The 13,613-nt window shown below is 69.5% G+C and carries 11 protein-coding genes; 4 read left to right on the plus strand and 7 right to left on the minus strand.

Annotated elements, in window-relative coordinates; translation table 11 throughout:
* Positions 1 to 293: 293 nt before the first annotated feature.
* The 6 genes from ACFPAH_RS04545 to imuA form a co-directional block, all read right to left on the minus strand.
* Positions 294 to 1,019 (minus strand): squalene--hopene cyclase, encoded by a 726-nt coding sequence (locus ACFPAH_RS04545; protein ID WP_379741301.1) that lies wholly within the window; start codon positions 1,017 to 1,019, stop codon positions 294 to 296.
* Entirely contained in the window at positions 1,019 to 3,013 is a 1,995-nt protein-coding gene (gene shc / locus ACFPAH_RS04550; RefSeq protein ID WP_379741304.1) for a squalene--hopene cyclase, read from the minus strand. Before shc ends, ACFPAH_RS04545 begins: the two co-directional genes overlap by 1 nt.
* A gap of 51 nt (positions 3,014 to 3,064) precedes the next feature.
* Entirely contained in the window at positions 3,065 to 4,000 is a 936-nt protein-coding gene (gene hpnD / locus ACFPAH_RS04555; protein ID WP_379741307.1) for a presqualene diphosphate synthase HpnD, read from the minus strand.
* Positions 3,990 to 5,879, minus strand: coding sequence for a 1-deoxy-D-xylulose-5-phosphate synthase (gene dxs / locus ACFPAH_RS04560; RefSeq protein WP_379741310.1), 1,890 nt, complete (start codon positions 5,877 to 5,879; stop codon positions 3,990 to 3,992). The genes hpnD and dxs overlap by 11 nt, the downstream gene beginning before the upstream one ends.
* 287 nt (positions 5,880 to 6,166) lie before the next feature.
* The gene (locus tag ACFPAH_RS04565; RefSeq protein ID WP_379741313.1) at positions 6,167 to 7,648 is read right to left on the minus strand and encodes a Y-family DNA polymerase; all 1,482 of its coding nucleotides are present in this window, start codon (positions 7,646 to 7,648) and stop codon (positions 6,167 to 6,169) included.
* Positions 7,578 to 8,285, minus strand: coding sequence for a translesion DNA synthesis-associated protein ImuA (gene imuA / locus ACFPAH_RS04570; protein WP_379741316.1), 708 nt, complete (start codon positions 8,283 to 8,285; stop codon positions 7,578 to 7,580). Before imuA ends, ACFPAH_RS04565 begins: the two co-directional genes overlap by 71 nt.
* Before the next feature lie 346 nt (positions 8,286 to 8,631).
* Here imuA and ACFPAH_RS04575 point away from each other — a divergent pair, with 346 nt between their 5' ends.
* Both ACFPAH_RS04575 and ACFPAH_RS04580 read left to right on the plus strand, forming a co-directional pair.
* Positions 8,632 to 9,120 (plus strand): META domain-containing protein, encoded by a 489-nt coding sequence (locus ACFPAH_RS04575; RefSeq protein WP_379741319.1) that lies wholly within the window; start codon positions 8,632 to 8,634, stop codon positions 9,118 to 9,120.
* A gap of 68 nt (positions 9,121 to 9,188) precedes the next feature.
* The gene (locus ACFPAH_RS04580; RefSeq protein ID WP_379741322.1) at positions 9,189 to 9,824 is read left to right on the plus strand and encodes an SAM-dependent methyltransferase; all 636 of its coding nucleotides are present in this window, start codon (positions 9,189 to 9,191) and stop codon (positions 9,822 to 9,824) included.
* A gap of 17 nt (positions 9,825 to 9,841) precedes the next feature.
* On the opposite strand, the gene ACFPAH_RS04585 is transcribed toward ACFPAH_RS04580, so the two are convergent.
* Positions 9,842 to 10,789 (minus strand): fasciclin domain-containing protein, encoded by a 948-nt coding sequence (locus ACFPAH_RS04585; protein ID WP_379741325.1) that lies wholly within the window; start codon positions 10,787 to 10,789, stop codon positions 9,842 to 9,844.
* A gap of 275 nt (positions 10,790 to 11,064) precedes the next feature.
* Between ACFPAH_RS04585 and ACFPAH_RS04590 the strand changes: the two genes are divergently transcribed.
* Together ACFPAH_RS04590 and ACFPAH_RS04595 are read left to right on the plus strand one after the other, a co-directional pair.
* Positions 11,065 to 12,231 carry a serine hydrolase domain-containing protein gene (locus tag ACFPAH_RS04590; protein ID WP_379741328.1) on the plus strand — a complete coding sequence of 389 codons (1,167 nt, stop codon included), beginning with the start codon at positions 11,065 to 11,067 and terminating at the stop codon, positions 12,229 to 12,231.
* Between the two features lie 140 nt (positions 12,232 to 12,371).
* On the plus strand, positions 12,372 to 13,613 hold the full coding sequence (locus tag ACFPAH_RS04595; RefSeq protein ID WP_379741331.1) for a putative Na+/H+ antiporter: 1,242 nt from the start codon (positions 12,372 to 12,374) through the stop codon (positions 13,611 to 13,613).

Genomic DNA, 13,613 nt, shown 5'->3' on the forward strand with positions numbered 1-13,613 from the left:
CCGTCAACGTTTTGCGATCGGTCCGTTCCCTAATAAGAGTCTCGAACGGCACCGTAACCCGCGTACGCACCAACTGCGAAAAATATGGCCCAAACAATCACTACTGCGGAAGCTGTGAGAATTTCCCGAAGGGTATGATCAGTGAACGATGGCATGTTTCGATGATTCGAAGTGTTAGCTGTATGGCGTCTCTACTAGTGTTTGCTCTTGGCCTATTGCGGACGGTCGGCACGGCTCAGTGTACTCGGCTGTTGCCTGCTGAGCAACTAGAGGGTTTTGTTGGGCGCTCTAAGTCAGCAGGTTTTGTCAGCGCCAAGGTGAGATCCGGAGGACGGGGCAAGCGCGGCGCCAAGCCGCGCCCGCACCGCGCGCAGCGTGCGGCGGGCGCGCCAGGCGTCTGCCGCCAGCAGGAGGAGCGGCGCCAGCTCATCAGGCGCACGCGCCAGCGCGCGCAGCAGCGCAGCCGGGTCGGTGCCGCCGTCCGCGCGCATCCCCTGGAGCGCGCACGGCGGCAGGCTGCGCCAGGCCGGGTCGAGCACGACGCGCACGGCCGCGAACGGCAGGCCCAGGCGCCGCGCCGCCAGCGCGGCCGCGTGGGATTCCATATCGACCGCCAGCGCACCGCCGATCTGCCAGAGCTGCGCCTTGGCGGCGCGCGACGCGAGCGGCGCGTCCAGCCCTGCCAGCGCGCCGCAGCGCGCCCGCGGCAGGCGCGCCGCCAGGGCCTGGGTCCAGGCCGGGTCCGCGGCCAGCGTATCCGGGCCGGCGGCCACGCAGGAGGCGACGATGCAGTCGCCCGCCCTCAGGGCAGGGTCGAGTGCGCCGGCGCAACCGAAACTGAGGATGCCGGCCCAGGCAGGGCCGGCGCCACGGCCGACGAGCGCATCGATGGCGTCCGCGACCCGCACCGGGCCCGGACCACGTACCGCGATCACGCCAGGACCGGCCGCGATGGCGGTCTCGAAAGCGAGGCCGCACACGACCAGCAAGGGCGCGCGGTTGTCGGCGGCGTCCGGCATCACATGCCGAATCCGACGCTGCGCGTGCCGTCCGCGCGCAGCCTGCGGTAGCGCGCCAGCGCCCACAAGGGAAAATAGCGGGCGTAGCCGTGATAGCGCAGGTAGAACACCCGTTCGAAGCCGGTCGCGGTATGGTGTTCCTCGTCCCACAGCCCGTCCGGGCGCTGGTGCTCGAGCAGCCAGGCGATGCCGCGCGCGACCGCCGGGGAGTCGACGGCGCCGGCCGCCATCAGGCCCAGCAGCGCCCATGCGGTCTGGGACGGCAGGGACTGGAAAGGCTCGTGGCCGGCATAGTCGAGGCGGTAGCTGCTGCCGTCCTCGCCCCAGCCGCCGTCGGCATTCTGCACCGCGTGCAGCCAGTCGACCGCGCGCGCGACCGCCTTGTGCTCCACCCCCATGCCGGCCGCGCCGAGCGCGCACAAGGCGGACCAGACGCCATACACGTAGTTGATGCCCCAGCGGCCGTACCAGGCGCCGTGCGGCTCCTGGGCGCGCAGCAGCCAGTCGATCGCGCGCGCCGCCGGCGTGCCGCGGCGCCGGACCGAGGCCGGGTCGAGCTGGGCCAGCATCGACAGGCAGCGCGCCGAGACGTCGGCGGTCGGCGGGTCGAGCAGCGCGCCGTGGTCGGCAAACGGAATGTTGTTCAGGTAGCGGCAGGTATTGTCGGGGTCGAAGGCGCCCCAGCCGCCGTCGCGGCCCTGCATGCCGAGCACCCATTCGTGCGCCCGTTGGACGGCGTCGGCGAACCTGGGTTCGCCCAGCACGCGGTCGGCGCGGTGCATGGCCATCGCCACCACCGCCGTGTCGTCCACGTCCGGATAGTGCGCATTCGCGTACTGGAAGGCCCAGCCGCCGGGGCGCAGGCCGGGGCGGTTCAGGCTCCAGTCGCCGTGCAGGTCGAGGATCTGCAGCGGACGCAGCCACTCGAGGCCGCGCACGGCCGCCTGGACCGCCTCCGGGGTGCCGGTCTCCAGCAGCGCGTGGCTCATCAGCGCCGTATCCCACACCGGCGAGAAGCAGGGCTGGCAATAGGCCTCCTCGCCGCGGTCGACCAGCAGCTTGTCGATCGCGCGGCGCGCGCCGGCGTATTCGGCCGCATAGTCGCCGGCCTCGCGCTCCAGGCCGAGCGCATGCAGCATCTGGACGGCGTTGACCATCGCCGGGAAGATGGCGCCCAGCCCGTGCTCGCCGTTCAGGCGCGCGCGCACGAAGTCGCTGGCGCGCTCGATGGCGCGGCGGCGCAGGCGCGCGGGGATGCGCGGCTCCAGCCGCCGCAACTGCCGCTCGACGGTGCGGAAGAACGCGAACCACAGCTGGCTCTGGTGCGGCGCGCGCGCCGTCACGCGCAGCTTGCCCGGCGGCGACAGGAACAGCTCGTCGATGCCGACCGCGCGCGGGTTGCGCGCGCGCGGCTTGAGCGCGCCCAGCACCAGCAAGGGTGTGAGCACGGTGCGGGTCCAGTACGACACCTTCGTCAGGTGGAAGGGAAACCAGCCGGGCAGCAGCGCGATCTCGACCGGCATGGCCGGCACCGCGTCCCAGGGCACGATGCCGTACAGGGCCAGCAGGAAGCGCGTGAACACATTGCTCTGCTCGGCTCCGCCATGGGCCAGGATGGCGGCGCGCGCCCGCGCCATGTGCGGGGCGTCGACCGGATCGCCGATCATCTTCAGCGCGAAATAGGCCTTCACGCTGGCGCTGGGGTCGTAGGCGCCGCCGTGGAACAGCGGCCAGCCGCCGTGCGCGCCCTGCACGCGGCGCAGGTGGCGGCCGATCTTGGCTTCCAGCGCGGCGTCGGGCGGCTCGCCGAGGAAATGCACCATCAGCACATATTCCGCGGGGATGGTGGCATCCGCTTCCAGCTCGTACACCCAATGTCCGTCGGGCCTCTGCTCGTCCAGCACGGCGGCGAGCGCGGCATCGATCCCGCGCGCCAGTGGGAGCGACGGTGCGTCCTGCCGCAGCGCGCCGGCCGCCCTCGCCCCGTCTTGCATCGCTCCGAGTGCCGAATACCGCATCGTTCGCTCCTTGCGCTCGCTGAACCCCTACACGACGGCATGCCGCAACAGGATCCCGACCCGCGCCAGCTTGCCGACACGCACAGGCGCACGCGGGCAGGCCCAGCCGCGCGCGCACAGGCGGACCAGCAGGGCGTGGTAGACCGCTCCCATCAGGCGCGGGGTGCGCACGCGGGAGGCAGGGTGGCCGCGCATGACGCGCCGGGCCGCCTCGAAATGCCCCTGCGCCTGGGCCGCCACCTGCACGCAGGCCCGCGCCAGCGCCGGATGGGCGACGATGTCGCCGGCCGTGCGCCCGCCCGCCGCCGTGCCGGGGAGGACGCCCGCCTCCAGCAGCGGCTCGCGCGGCAGGTAGACGCGCCCGACGGCGGCGTCCTCGTCGATGTCGCGCAGGATATTGGTGAGCTGGAGCGCGCGCCCCAGATGGTGAGCGAGCAGCACGCCGTCGCCGTCGGGCATGCCGAACACCTTGACCGACAGGCGCCCGACCGCGCTCGCGACGCGGTCGCAGTACAGGTCGAGGACGGCTGCCGGCGGCGCGCACAGCGGGGCGGCTCCGGCGTCCATCAGCATGCCGTCGATCACGGCCTCGAAGTCGGCGCTGGCCAGTCCATAGGCCTTGACGTGGCCGCCCAGCGCCGCCAGGTGGGCAGGAGCGGCGCCCGCGCAGCAGGCGCGGATGTCGGCGCGCCAGCGCTCCAGGGCGGCCCGCCTGGCGGGCGCCGGAGCGCAGCCGTCGGCGATGTCGTCCACGGCGCGGCAGAAGGCGTAGATGCCGACGACCGCGGCGCGCTGCGGCGCCGGCAGCAGGCGCATCGCCATGTAGAAGGAGCTACGCGAGATGCTGCGCGCCGCTGCCGGCGGGGTAAGCGCATCCGCGCCAGCAGCGCCGGCAGCGCCAGGTTCGAGCGGCGCAAGCTGCGCGCCGGCTCTTGCGCCCCCCTGCTCGCGTTCAGCCGTCATTCGCGACCCGCCTTCCCCGCTCGTCCGGAAAACGCCGGCGGATGGCGTTGGCAATCCCGTCCGCATCGAGCCCGGCGGACGCCAGCAGCGCGGCCGGGTCGCCGTGCTGGACAAACATGTCCGGCAAGCCCAGCATCATGAGGGGCTTGACCACGCCGGCGGCGGCCAGCGCCTCGGCCACCGCGGCACCGGCGCCGCCCATCACGCTGCCCTCCTCCACCGTCACCAGCTGGGCGTGCTCGCGCGCCAGCTGCATTACCAGGTCGAGGTCGAGCGGCTTGATGAAGCGCATGTTCGCCACCGTGGCGCCCAGCGTCCGGCCGGCGGCCAGGCTGGGCGCCAGCATCGAGCCGAAGGCGAGGATGGCCGTGCCCCGGCCTTCGTGCCGGGTTTCCCCGCGCCCGAACGCGACCTCGTCGAGCGACAGGTCGATCGCAGCGCCGGGCCCGGTGCCGCGCGGGAAGCGCACCGCGGCCGGCCCGTGGTGGCGGTAGGCCGTGGTGAGCATGCGGCGGCATTCGTTTTCGTCGGACGCGGCCATCAGGACCATGTTCGGGATACAGCGCAGGTAAGCGATGTCGTAATTCCCGGCATGCGTGGCGCCATCGGCGCCGACAAGGCCGGCCCTGTCGATGGCGAAGGTCACGTCGAGGTTCTGCAGCGCCACGTCGTGGATCAGCTGGTCGTAGGCGCGCTGGAGGAAGGTCGAATAGATCGCCACCACCGGCTTCATGCCCTCGACCGCGAGGCCGCCCGCGAAGGTGACGGCGTGCTGCTCGGCGATGCCGACGTCAAAATAACGCTCCGGAAAAAGCTGCTCGAAGCGGACCAGGCCCGAGCCTTCGCGCATCGCCGGGGTGATGCCGACCAGGCGGGGGTCAACGGCGGCCATGTCGCACAGCCAGTCGCCGAAGACCTCGGTGTAGCTCGGCTTGCCCGCTGCCGGCGCCGATGCGGGTGCAGGTGCGGGCAAGCCGAGCTCGTGATTGAACTTGCCGATGCCGTGGTAGCGCGTCGGCTCGGCCTCGGCCAGCTTGTAGCCCTGTCCCTTGGTCGTGACGATGTGGAGGAACTGCGGGCCCGTGCGCTGGCGCAGGTTTTCCAGGGTGGGCACCAGGGCGTCCAGGTCGTGGCCGTCGATCGGTCCGACGTAGTCGAAGCCGAAATGCTCGAACAGCGTCGCCGGCGGCAGCACCATGCCCTTCGCGTGCTCTTCCAGCCGGCGCGCCATCTCGAGCACCGGTTCGGGCAACACGGCATGGCCGGCCTGCTTCGCCGCAGCGACCACGCGGCAGGGCAGCAGGCGCGCCAGGTAACGGCTCAGCGCCCCGACCGCGGGCGAGATCGACATCTTGTTGTCGTTGAGGATGACCAGCAGGCGCAGGTCGCCGGCGATGCCGGCATTGTTCATTGCCTCGTAGGCCATTCCGGCACTCATCGCGCCGTCGCCGATGACGGCCACCGCATGCCGGTCCTCGCCGCGCAGCCTTGCGGCCTCGGCCATGCCGAGCGCGGCCGAAATCGACGTGGACGAATGGGCGGTGCCGAAGGTGTCGTAGGCGCTTTCGCTGCGGCGCGGAAAGCCGGAGATGCCGCCCTGCTGGCGCAGCGTGCCCATCTGCTCGCGCCTGCCGGTGAGCACCTTGTGGCCGTAGCTCTGGTGCCCGACGTCCCAGACGATGCGGTCGCGCGGCGTGTCGAAGACGTAGTGCAGCGCGATCGTCAGTTCGACGGTGCCGAGGTTGGATGAGAGGTGGCCGCCGGTACGCGCCACCGATTCGAGCAGGAACTGGCGCAACTGCCCGGCCAGCGTTTCGAGCTGGGCGCGAGGCAGGCGACGCAGTGCGGCCGGATCGTCGATCGCCTGTAACAGGTTCATACGCTGTCCTCCATACCACCGTGCGCGGCAAGTCCTGGATGCGTGCCCGGCCGCGCAACGGCGGTGTGCGGCGGATTGGGTTGGCCGGCCTATTCTAGAACAATCGCGGTATGCGTGTGGCATGCGGATCGCGCCATGGACAGCGTGCCCGTGGGGCAATGCGGCTGCCTCGTGCGCGCTGTCGATGGCTGTCTTCCGTCATGCCGGCGCCGCCTGGACGGGCGGGCAGCATGCAGTTCAAGGGCGATCGTGCGCTCCAGTAGCGCCGCACACCCTCCGGGTGAAGTTCATCCAAACAAGCCATGCAGGAACCACCTCGGATTCGCATCCTCCCCCGCCCCCACGATGCGCTCGCGGTACACCCAGTACAGCGTATGGTCCTGCCCCTCGGCGATGAAATAATCGCGCGTGTGGGTCTCGCTCCACCAGCCCGCCTCGATGCGCTCCGGAGTCGATGCCATCTTTAAAGGCGAGCCGTAGAACGGGCGGTGGTTGCGCATCAAGAGGGCGATCGGCTTGGCCAGGATCCAGGTCGGGCGCGGCAGGCTGTGTACGTCCGGCGGCATCTGGGCGGCACGCGCGGCCTCGCGCACCGTCTGCTGCACCGGCACCCAGGTGTTGGCGACTTCGGGCCGGTAATCGGCTTGCGGCAGGGCTTGCAGCACGTTGTCTGCCCCCAGGCGGGCCACCAGCAGCTCGAGCATGCGGACCCGGTCTTCCTCGCTGCCGCCGGGCTCTGGGAACAGCGATTCGCTCGGCGGCGCCATCGGCTGCAGCTGGGCCGCGTCGAGCGCGAGGCCGATCACCGGGGCTTCGAGCACGAGTTTCGCCAGGCGCTCGCGCAGCAGGCGCACCAGGTGCTCGTCGCGCCAGGTCGGCTCGCCCAGCGCGATCTCGACCGGGGTGGGCGGGCGCGCCACCCTGCCCCGCTCGTGCTGGAGCAGGAGCGTGATGCGCTCGACCGCGAGCTGGCGCGCGCACAGCCAGCCGGTCAGCTGCTGCACCAGCCGCTCGGCGCCGAGCAGGCATTCCTCGGCGTTCTCGATGCGGTCGAACAGTTCGATGTTGGCATGGAAGCTGGTGGGCGCTTCGATCCATTCGAACAGCTCGGGCGCCATGCCATAGGCGGCATCGAGCATGTCGAGCAGCGCGCGCCCGCAGCGCCGCTGCAAACCCGGCCGCGGCAGGCGCCGCAGCGCGCCCAGGTCGGCGCAGCCGATGCCCTCGAACCAGGCGGCATAGGCGCGCGCCGGCGGCGGCAAGGTGCTTGGCAAGCGGTCGAGCCGGCGCGTGAGCGAGGCGATCGTCAGCACGCGCCCGGCGCGGCGCCGCGCCAGCAGCCAGCTGCCGCGCGCGGTCGGCGCGCAGCTGAGGAAACCGGAGAAGCCGAGCGCGCGCAGGCTGGCGCGCACGCGCCGGCACAAGGCGCGGATGCCGCCGAACAGGCGCAGGCTGGCGCCGATGTCGAGCAGCAGCGTGGACTCTTCGGCCTGGGCCACCTGCGGCGTGTACTGCAGCAGCGCCATCGCCACCGCATGCAGGCTTTCCGCTTCGCGGTCAAGCGAGCGCTCGACGATGCGCGCCTCGGGCATGAGCATCAACACCCCGCCGCGGCGCATGCCGACCTGGACCCCGGCCGCGCAGGCGCGCGGGGATGCCGCCAGCACGCGCTCGTGCTCGAGCACGACGCAGCCCGCGTCAGTTGACCAGTTCGGGCTGAAGACCTCGAGCGGTAACCGGGGCAGGTGCAGGCCGATCCACAGGCGCATGGCGTTGGAGTAAAGGAGGAGTGAGTGGCAGGAACAGCGGCGCATCGCGCTGCGGTCCCCGGCGTTTGACGAAACCGATGTCGAGCCCGCCGGCGGCAGGCCGCAAGGCCAGCCGCAGGGGCGCGGGCGAGGAATCCTGGGCACTGGCGAGCGGACGCATCATGAAGAACAGGGTTTCGCCGCATTGCGCCGCCAAATGCAGGCGGCGCAGGCTCTCGCCGCGCGCATGGTTGGCCCAGAACAGCAGCGCCCCGCAACTGCCGCTGCGCAGCACCTGCTCGGCGGCCCACAGCGCATCGGCCCCGCGCTCGGCGCGCAGCCAGATCAGCTGCGAAGGCGGCACGCCGAGCGCGGCCAGCGCCAGCGCCTGCGGCGGATGGGGCGGCTGCAACAGCACGATGCGGCGCGCGGCCGCCGCCGCCAGCGCCGGGCGCAGCAGGCGCATTTCGCCGATGCCGGGCTGCTGCAGCAGCAAATCGATGAGGGTGCCGGTGGGCCAGCCGCCCCCGGGCAACTGCTTCGACAGCGCCGGATGGCCGCTGTCGACACAGCGCGTGCCCGCATGCGCCAGCTGTGAGGCGCGCCACAGCGAAGGATGCAAATCTTCCGGCGCAGCAGTGTTTTTTGAACAAGACATAGATGGGGCGCAATGCCGGGGCAATGCAAAAGTACTGGATGTTTATACAGTACTCGTTTGTTCAGCTTTTGGCAAGATGTGGATGGTTTGAACACATGCGGGCTGCGACGGCAAACAGGGTCCGCACATTACAATTTCATACTATTAATAATTACTATGCATTAATAATATAGCTACTGAAAACTTTTGAATTGCTCGTCGGCCTGCTCGATCGATCTGGCTTACCTGTACCGGAATGTTGTACTAGACTTATTCCAGCCGCCGCAGTACGTGGTCTACAGGCCGAGCGCGCGCAGTCGGCTTTCCTGCCTGACTGGGCCTTACCAAGACAAGGAGCCCTCTTTCCATGAACACCCTGCGCCTCCTGGCTGTATCGGCCCCGCTCATTCTCTCCGCCTGCGCGCTTACCAGCCAGGTGCCGGCTCCGCCAGCACGCCCGGCGGAGCCGGCCAGCCTGGCCGGTACCGCATGGCAACTGGCCGAGATCCAGTCGATGGACGACGCACAAGGCACGATCCGCCCGGCACCCGACCGGCTTTACTCGATCCGCTTCGCGGCGGACGGCAGTGCCGCCTTCCAGCTCGACTGCAATCGCGGCAGCGCACGCTGGACGGCTACACCGGCAGCCGGATCGGCCGGCGGCACGCTGCAGTTCAGCACGGTCGCCCTCACCCGTGCCATGTGCGCGCCGCCCGCGCTCGACACACGCATTGCGCGCGACCTCGAGTCCGTCCGTTCCTACTCGATGCGCGACGGCACCCTGTCGATGAGCCTGATGGCCGACGGCGGCATCTACCGCTGGACGCCGATGGTGGGAGCCGCGCCCGCCCCTTGAGCAGCCGCAGCACGGCATTCGAAGGACGGCTTGCTGTATCATCCCGTCCTCGCAAACGAAAGCCGCACATGCTCATCATCACCATCAAGCAGGGCAAGGAAAAAAGCATCCTTGCCGGCGACCCGTGGATCTACGTCTCCGCCATCGAGAAGGTCGACGGCAAGCCGCAAGAGCGCAACAAGCCGGGCTCCACGGCCATCGTGCAGTCTTCCAGCCGCCAGTTCCTGGCGCGCGCCGCCTACAACGCCAAGTCGCAGATCGCCGCCCGCGTCTGGACCCTGCGCGAGGACGAGCCGGTCGACCATGCGATGATGAAGCGGCGCGTGCAGGCCGCCGTGGCGCGCCGCGCCGCTGCGCTGCAGGCGGCCGATCCGCAGGCCCTGGTGCAGCTGGTCGACGGCGAAAAGGACGCCTTGCCGGGCCTGCTGGTGCACGGCTATGGCGGCACCGAGGGCTACCTGGTCTGCCAGTTCAATGCCGGCGGCGTCGAGATGTGGAAGGTGCCGATCGTGCAGGCGCTGCTGGCCGCCACCGGCTGCCGCAACGTCTACGAACGCTGCGACCAGCTGCTGCGCAAGGGAGAGGGCCTGCATGTCCTGTCGCGCGCCCTGGTGGGCGAGGAGCCGCCCCAGCGCCTGATGGTGCGCGAGGGCGGCAGGCTGGCGCCGATGGACATCCGCACCGGCTTTACTTACCCGCGCTGAGCGCGGGCGCACCCGGATTACAGGGCCGGGATCAGCACCTTGTCGATGACGTGGATCACGCCATTACTCGCCCGCACATCGACTGCGATGATGTTCGCCTGCACTGCCGTCGTATCGCGGATCGTCGGCGGCGTACCTGCCGTAAAGACCAGGTTCTGCGCGGCCACCGTGGCAACCGGGGTGCCGAACGGAATCTGCGTCGAGAGCACCTGGGCGGGCAGCACGTGGTAGCCCAGGACGGTACGCAGCTGGGGCACGCTCAGGTTGGCCGGCGCGGCCGCGAAGGCGGCATTCGTCGGGGCAAACACGGTGAACGGACCGGCGCCGCCCAGCGTGCCTTGCAGGTCGGCGGCGACCACCGCGCTCACCAGCGAGGTGAAAAGCGGATTGGCCTGGGCCATCTGCACCACCGTCAGCACGCCCGGCGGTACGAGCACCTTGTCGATCACGTGGACGACGCCGTTACTGGCCGCCACATTCGGCGTCGTCACGTTCGCCGTCGTCAGGGCGGCATCGGTGATCTTCACGCCGCTCGCGAAATCGAAGTTCAGGTTGGCCGGCGCGCCGGCGAACGCGTAAGTGCTCGGCTGGACCGGACCAGCGGCACTGAGGTCGGCCGCCAGCTTTTTCGTTCCCAGCACGTGGTAGCTCAGGATGCTTTGCAGTGCGCTGGCCGGCAAGGCATTGACCATGGCCGCGGCGTCGGCAAAGCCGAGCCGTTTCGCCAGGTCGGTGAAGGCCTGGTCGGTCGGCGCAAAGACCGTCAGCTGGGCGTTGGCATCGGCGAGCGTGCCGGCGATGCCGGCCTTGGCCGCCGCCGTCAACAGTGCATTCAACCCCTGGTCCCTGGCGACCTCCGCGATCGTCGGGGCCGGCGGATCGTCGTCGCTGCTGCTGCAGCCGGCCAGCGTGGTCATCAGCGCAACGGCTGCCAGCCCGAACTTCAAAAAATGTCGTAAATTCATGTCAGTCTCCGAGTGGTGGTGTGATCTCGACGCGAGCCTGCGCTACTTTCAATGACACGACCCGGTCTTGTCCTGAACATTCGCGCTTGCGAAGGCAAATATACGGGCACCGTCCCAGCGCACGACACGGTCAACACCAATAAAACAGGTCAATATCGGTTCAACGCAAGCTCCGTGGAAATTTATTTCCAATGGAGTAGGATGGCCGGCACTGCACCATTTCTCTTGTTCATACCGAACAAGGCTCCGCCAACGGATTACCGCAGGGAGACACCATGACCCGCCCCGCCCTCCTCATCGCCGCCGCCACCCTTCTGGTCCCGGTCGCGGCGTGGGCCGCTGCCGCCACGACGGTGCCGGCGCCGGTCGAGCGCCAGGTGCGGGCAGCGATGGCAAGCACCGGGGTCCAGGGACTGGCCCTGGCGGTGATCGAGGAAGGCCAGGTCGCCTACACCGGCAGCTGGGGCCTGCGTAACGCTGGCGGGCAGCCCCTGACGCGCGATACGGTGATGTATGGCGCGTCGCTGACCAAGATGGTGTTCGCCTATACGGTCATGCAGCTGGTGCAGGAGAACAAGCTGGACCTCGACCGGCCGATCTCCGGCTACCTCCCCAGGCCCCTGCCCGACTACGCCGACCAGGCCGGCTATGGCCCCTGGCAGCACCTCGCCGGCGACGAGCGCTGGAAGAAGCTCACGCCGCGGATGCTGCTCACGCATTCCTCGGGCTTTGCCAACTTCGCTTTCGTCGAACCCGACGGCAGGCTGCGCTTTCATTTCGAGCCGGGGTCGCGCTATGCCTATTCCGGGGAAGGCATGATCCTGCTCCAGTTCGTTCTCGAACGCGGCCTGGGGCTGCAGCTCGGCGCCGAGATGCAGCGCCGGGTATTCGACCGGTTCGGCATGAAAAGCACCAGCATGCGCTGGCGTCCGGATTTTTCCGCCAATCTCGCCGATGGCTGGAATGCCGAGGGCAAACCGGAACCCCACGACCAGCGCAGCCGGGTGCGCGCCGCCGGGTCGATGGACACGACGATCGCGGACATGGCCCGCTTCGCGGCCGGCTTCATGCGCGGCGAGGGGATCGCCCCGGCGGCGCGTGCCGAGATGCTGCGGCCCCAGCTGGCGGTGAGCACGGCGACCCAATTTCCGACCCTGCAAGCCGAACTGCCGCCGGCACAACGGCATCCGAACCTGGCGGCAGGACTCGGCGTGGTCACGTTTTCCGGACCCCAGGGCCCCGGATTCTTCAAGGGTGGACACAACGACACGACCGGCAACATGCTGGTCTGCCTCGAGCAAGGGCGCCGCTGCGTGGTCTTGCTCGCCAACGATGTCCGGGCCGAGGCGCTTTTTCCCGGCATCGTGCGGCAAGTACTGGGCGAGACCGGCCTGCCGTGGAGCTGGGAATACGGCGCCATGGCGCAGGCCGGCGCCAGGTAAGCGGCCGCGATCGGCAACGCGGCCCCGGAAAACCGCCGCGCTGCGCGCGTCTTCCCGGGAAAAAGGTGAAATAATGGCGTTTCATTCATTATCCACCTGGCAATGACACCGCTTCCACCCCTTCGTTTCGGAACCTGCGCATGACCACGATCCAACTGGTCGGCGCCATCCTGTTCGCCTGCGCGCTCGTCCACACCTTCTCGGCCAAGGGTTTCGAGATACTCGCGCACCGTTATCCCCGCCATTCCGGCCTGTTCCACCTGCTGGGCGAAGTCGAGGTCGTCTTCGGGTTCTGGGCCTTCGTCCTGATCCTGTCCATGGCCTTCATCGCGGGCAGCGACGCGGCCGTCGACTATGCCGAGTCGCGCCAGTACACCGAGCCCCTGTTCGTGTTCACGGTCATGGTGATCGCCGCCTCGAAACCGATCCTCGACGCCGTGCGCTCGCTGCTGCGCACCATGGCCCGGCTGGCGCCGTTGCGCACCGAAGTGGTGCTGGCCTGGCTCGGACTGGCCTTCGTGCCCCTGTGCGGCTCGCTCATCACCGAGCCGGCCGCGATGACGCTGGCGGCGCTGATGCTCGCGCCCCAGGTGTTCCGCCAGAGCGTGCCGGAAGCGCTGAAATACGGCGCGCTCGGCGTGCTGTTCGTGAACGTCTCGATCGGCGGCACCCTCACCTCGTACGCGGCGCCGCCGGTGCTGATGGTGGCCGGCACCTGGGGCTGGGACAGCGCCTGGATGTTCACCCATTTCGGCTGGCGCGCCGCGCTCGCCGTCTTCATCAACGCGACCGCCATCACGCTGCTGCTGCGCCCCCACCTTCGGCCTGCCCCGGCCGACGACGCGAACGGCCCGGTGCCGCTGAAGGTGTCGCTCATCCACCTGGCTTTCCTGGCCGCCGTGGTGCTGCTGGCGCACCACCCGGTCCTGTTCCTCGGCCTGTTCCTGCTCTTCCTCGGCTTTACCCAGGCCTACCAGCGCCACCAGGATCCGCTGATCCTGAAGGAAGGGCTGCTGGTCGGCTTCTTCCTCGCCGGCCTGGTCGTGCTGGGCGGGATGCAGCAATGGTGGCTGCAGCCGATCGTCTCCAGCCTGGGCCCGACCTCCCTGTTCTTCGGCGCGCTGGGCCTGACCGCAATCACCGACAATGCCGCCCTGACCTATCTCGGTTCGCTCATTGCCGGGCTGTCCGAGCAGGCCAAGTACATGCTGGTCGCCGGCGCGGTGGCAGGCGGCGGATTGACCGTGATCGCCAACGCGCCCAACCCGGCCGGGGCGGCGCTGCTGCGGCGCGGCTTCGAGGACGAATCGATCGGCGCCCTCGGCCTGCTCGGCGGCGCCCTGGGCCCGACGACCGTCGCCGCCCTGCTGTTTTTGATGTGA

It is taken from the genome of Massilia sp. GCM10023247, assembly GCF_042653325.1.
Classification (GTDB): domain Bacteria; phylum Pseudomonadota; class Gammaproteobacteria; order Burkholderiales; family Burkholderiaceae_D; genus Telluria.

Excerpts from the sequence above, each read along its gene's own strand:
- ACFPAH_RS04545 (WP_379741301.1), bottom strand. The coding sequence starts at position 1,019 with ATGCCGGACGCCGCCGACAACCGCGCGCCCTTGCTGGTCGTGTGCGGC.
- shc (WP_379741304.1), bottom strand. The coding sequence starts at position 3,013 with ATGCAAGACGGGGCGAGGGCGGCCGGCGCGCTGCGGCAGGACGCACCG.
- hpnD (WP_379741307.1), bottom strand. The coding sequence starts at position 4,000 with ATGACGGCTGAACGCGAGCAGGGGGGCGCAAGAGCCGGCGCGCAGCTT.
- dxs (WP_379741310.1), bottom strand. The coding sequence starts at position 5,879 with ATGAACCTGTTACAGGCGATCGACGATCCGGCCGCACTGCGTCGCCTG.
- ACFPAH_RS04565 (WP_379741313.1), bottom strand. The coding sequence starts at position 7,648 with ATGCGCCTGTGGATCGGCCTGCACCTGCCCCGGTTACCGCTCGAGGTC.
- imuA (WP_379741316.1), bottom strand. The coding sequence starts at position 8,285 with ATGTCTTGTTCAAAAAACACTGCTGCGCCGGAAGATTTGCATCCTTCG.
- ACFPAH_RS04575 (WP_379741319.1), top strand. The coding sequence starts at position 8,632 with ATGAACACCCTGCGCCTCCTGGCTGTATCGGCCCCGCTCATTCTCTCC.
- ACFPAH_RS04580 (WP_379741322.1), top strand. The coding sequence starts at position 9,189 with ATGCTCATCATCACCATCAAGCAGGGCAAGGAAAAAAGCATCCTTGCC.
- ACFPAH_RS04585 (WP_379741325.1), bottom strand. The coding sequence starts at position 10,789 with ATGAATTTACGACATTTTTTGAAGTTCGGGCTGGCAGCCGTTGCGCTG.
- ACFPAH_RS04590 (WP_379741328.1), top strand. The coding sequence starts at position 11,065 with ATGACCCGCCCCGCCCTCCTCATCGCCGCCGCCACCCTTCTGGTCCCG.
- ACFPAH_RS04595 (WP_379741331.1), top strand. The coding sequence starts at position 12,372 with ATGACCACGATCCAACTGGTCGGCGCCATCCTGTTCGCCTGCGCGCTC.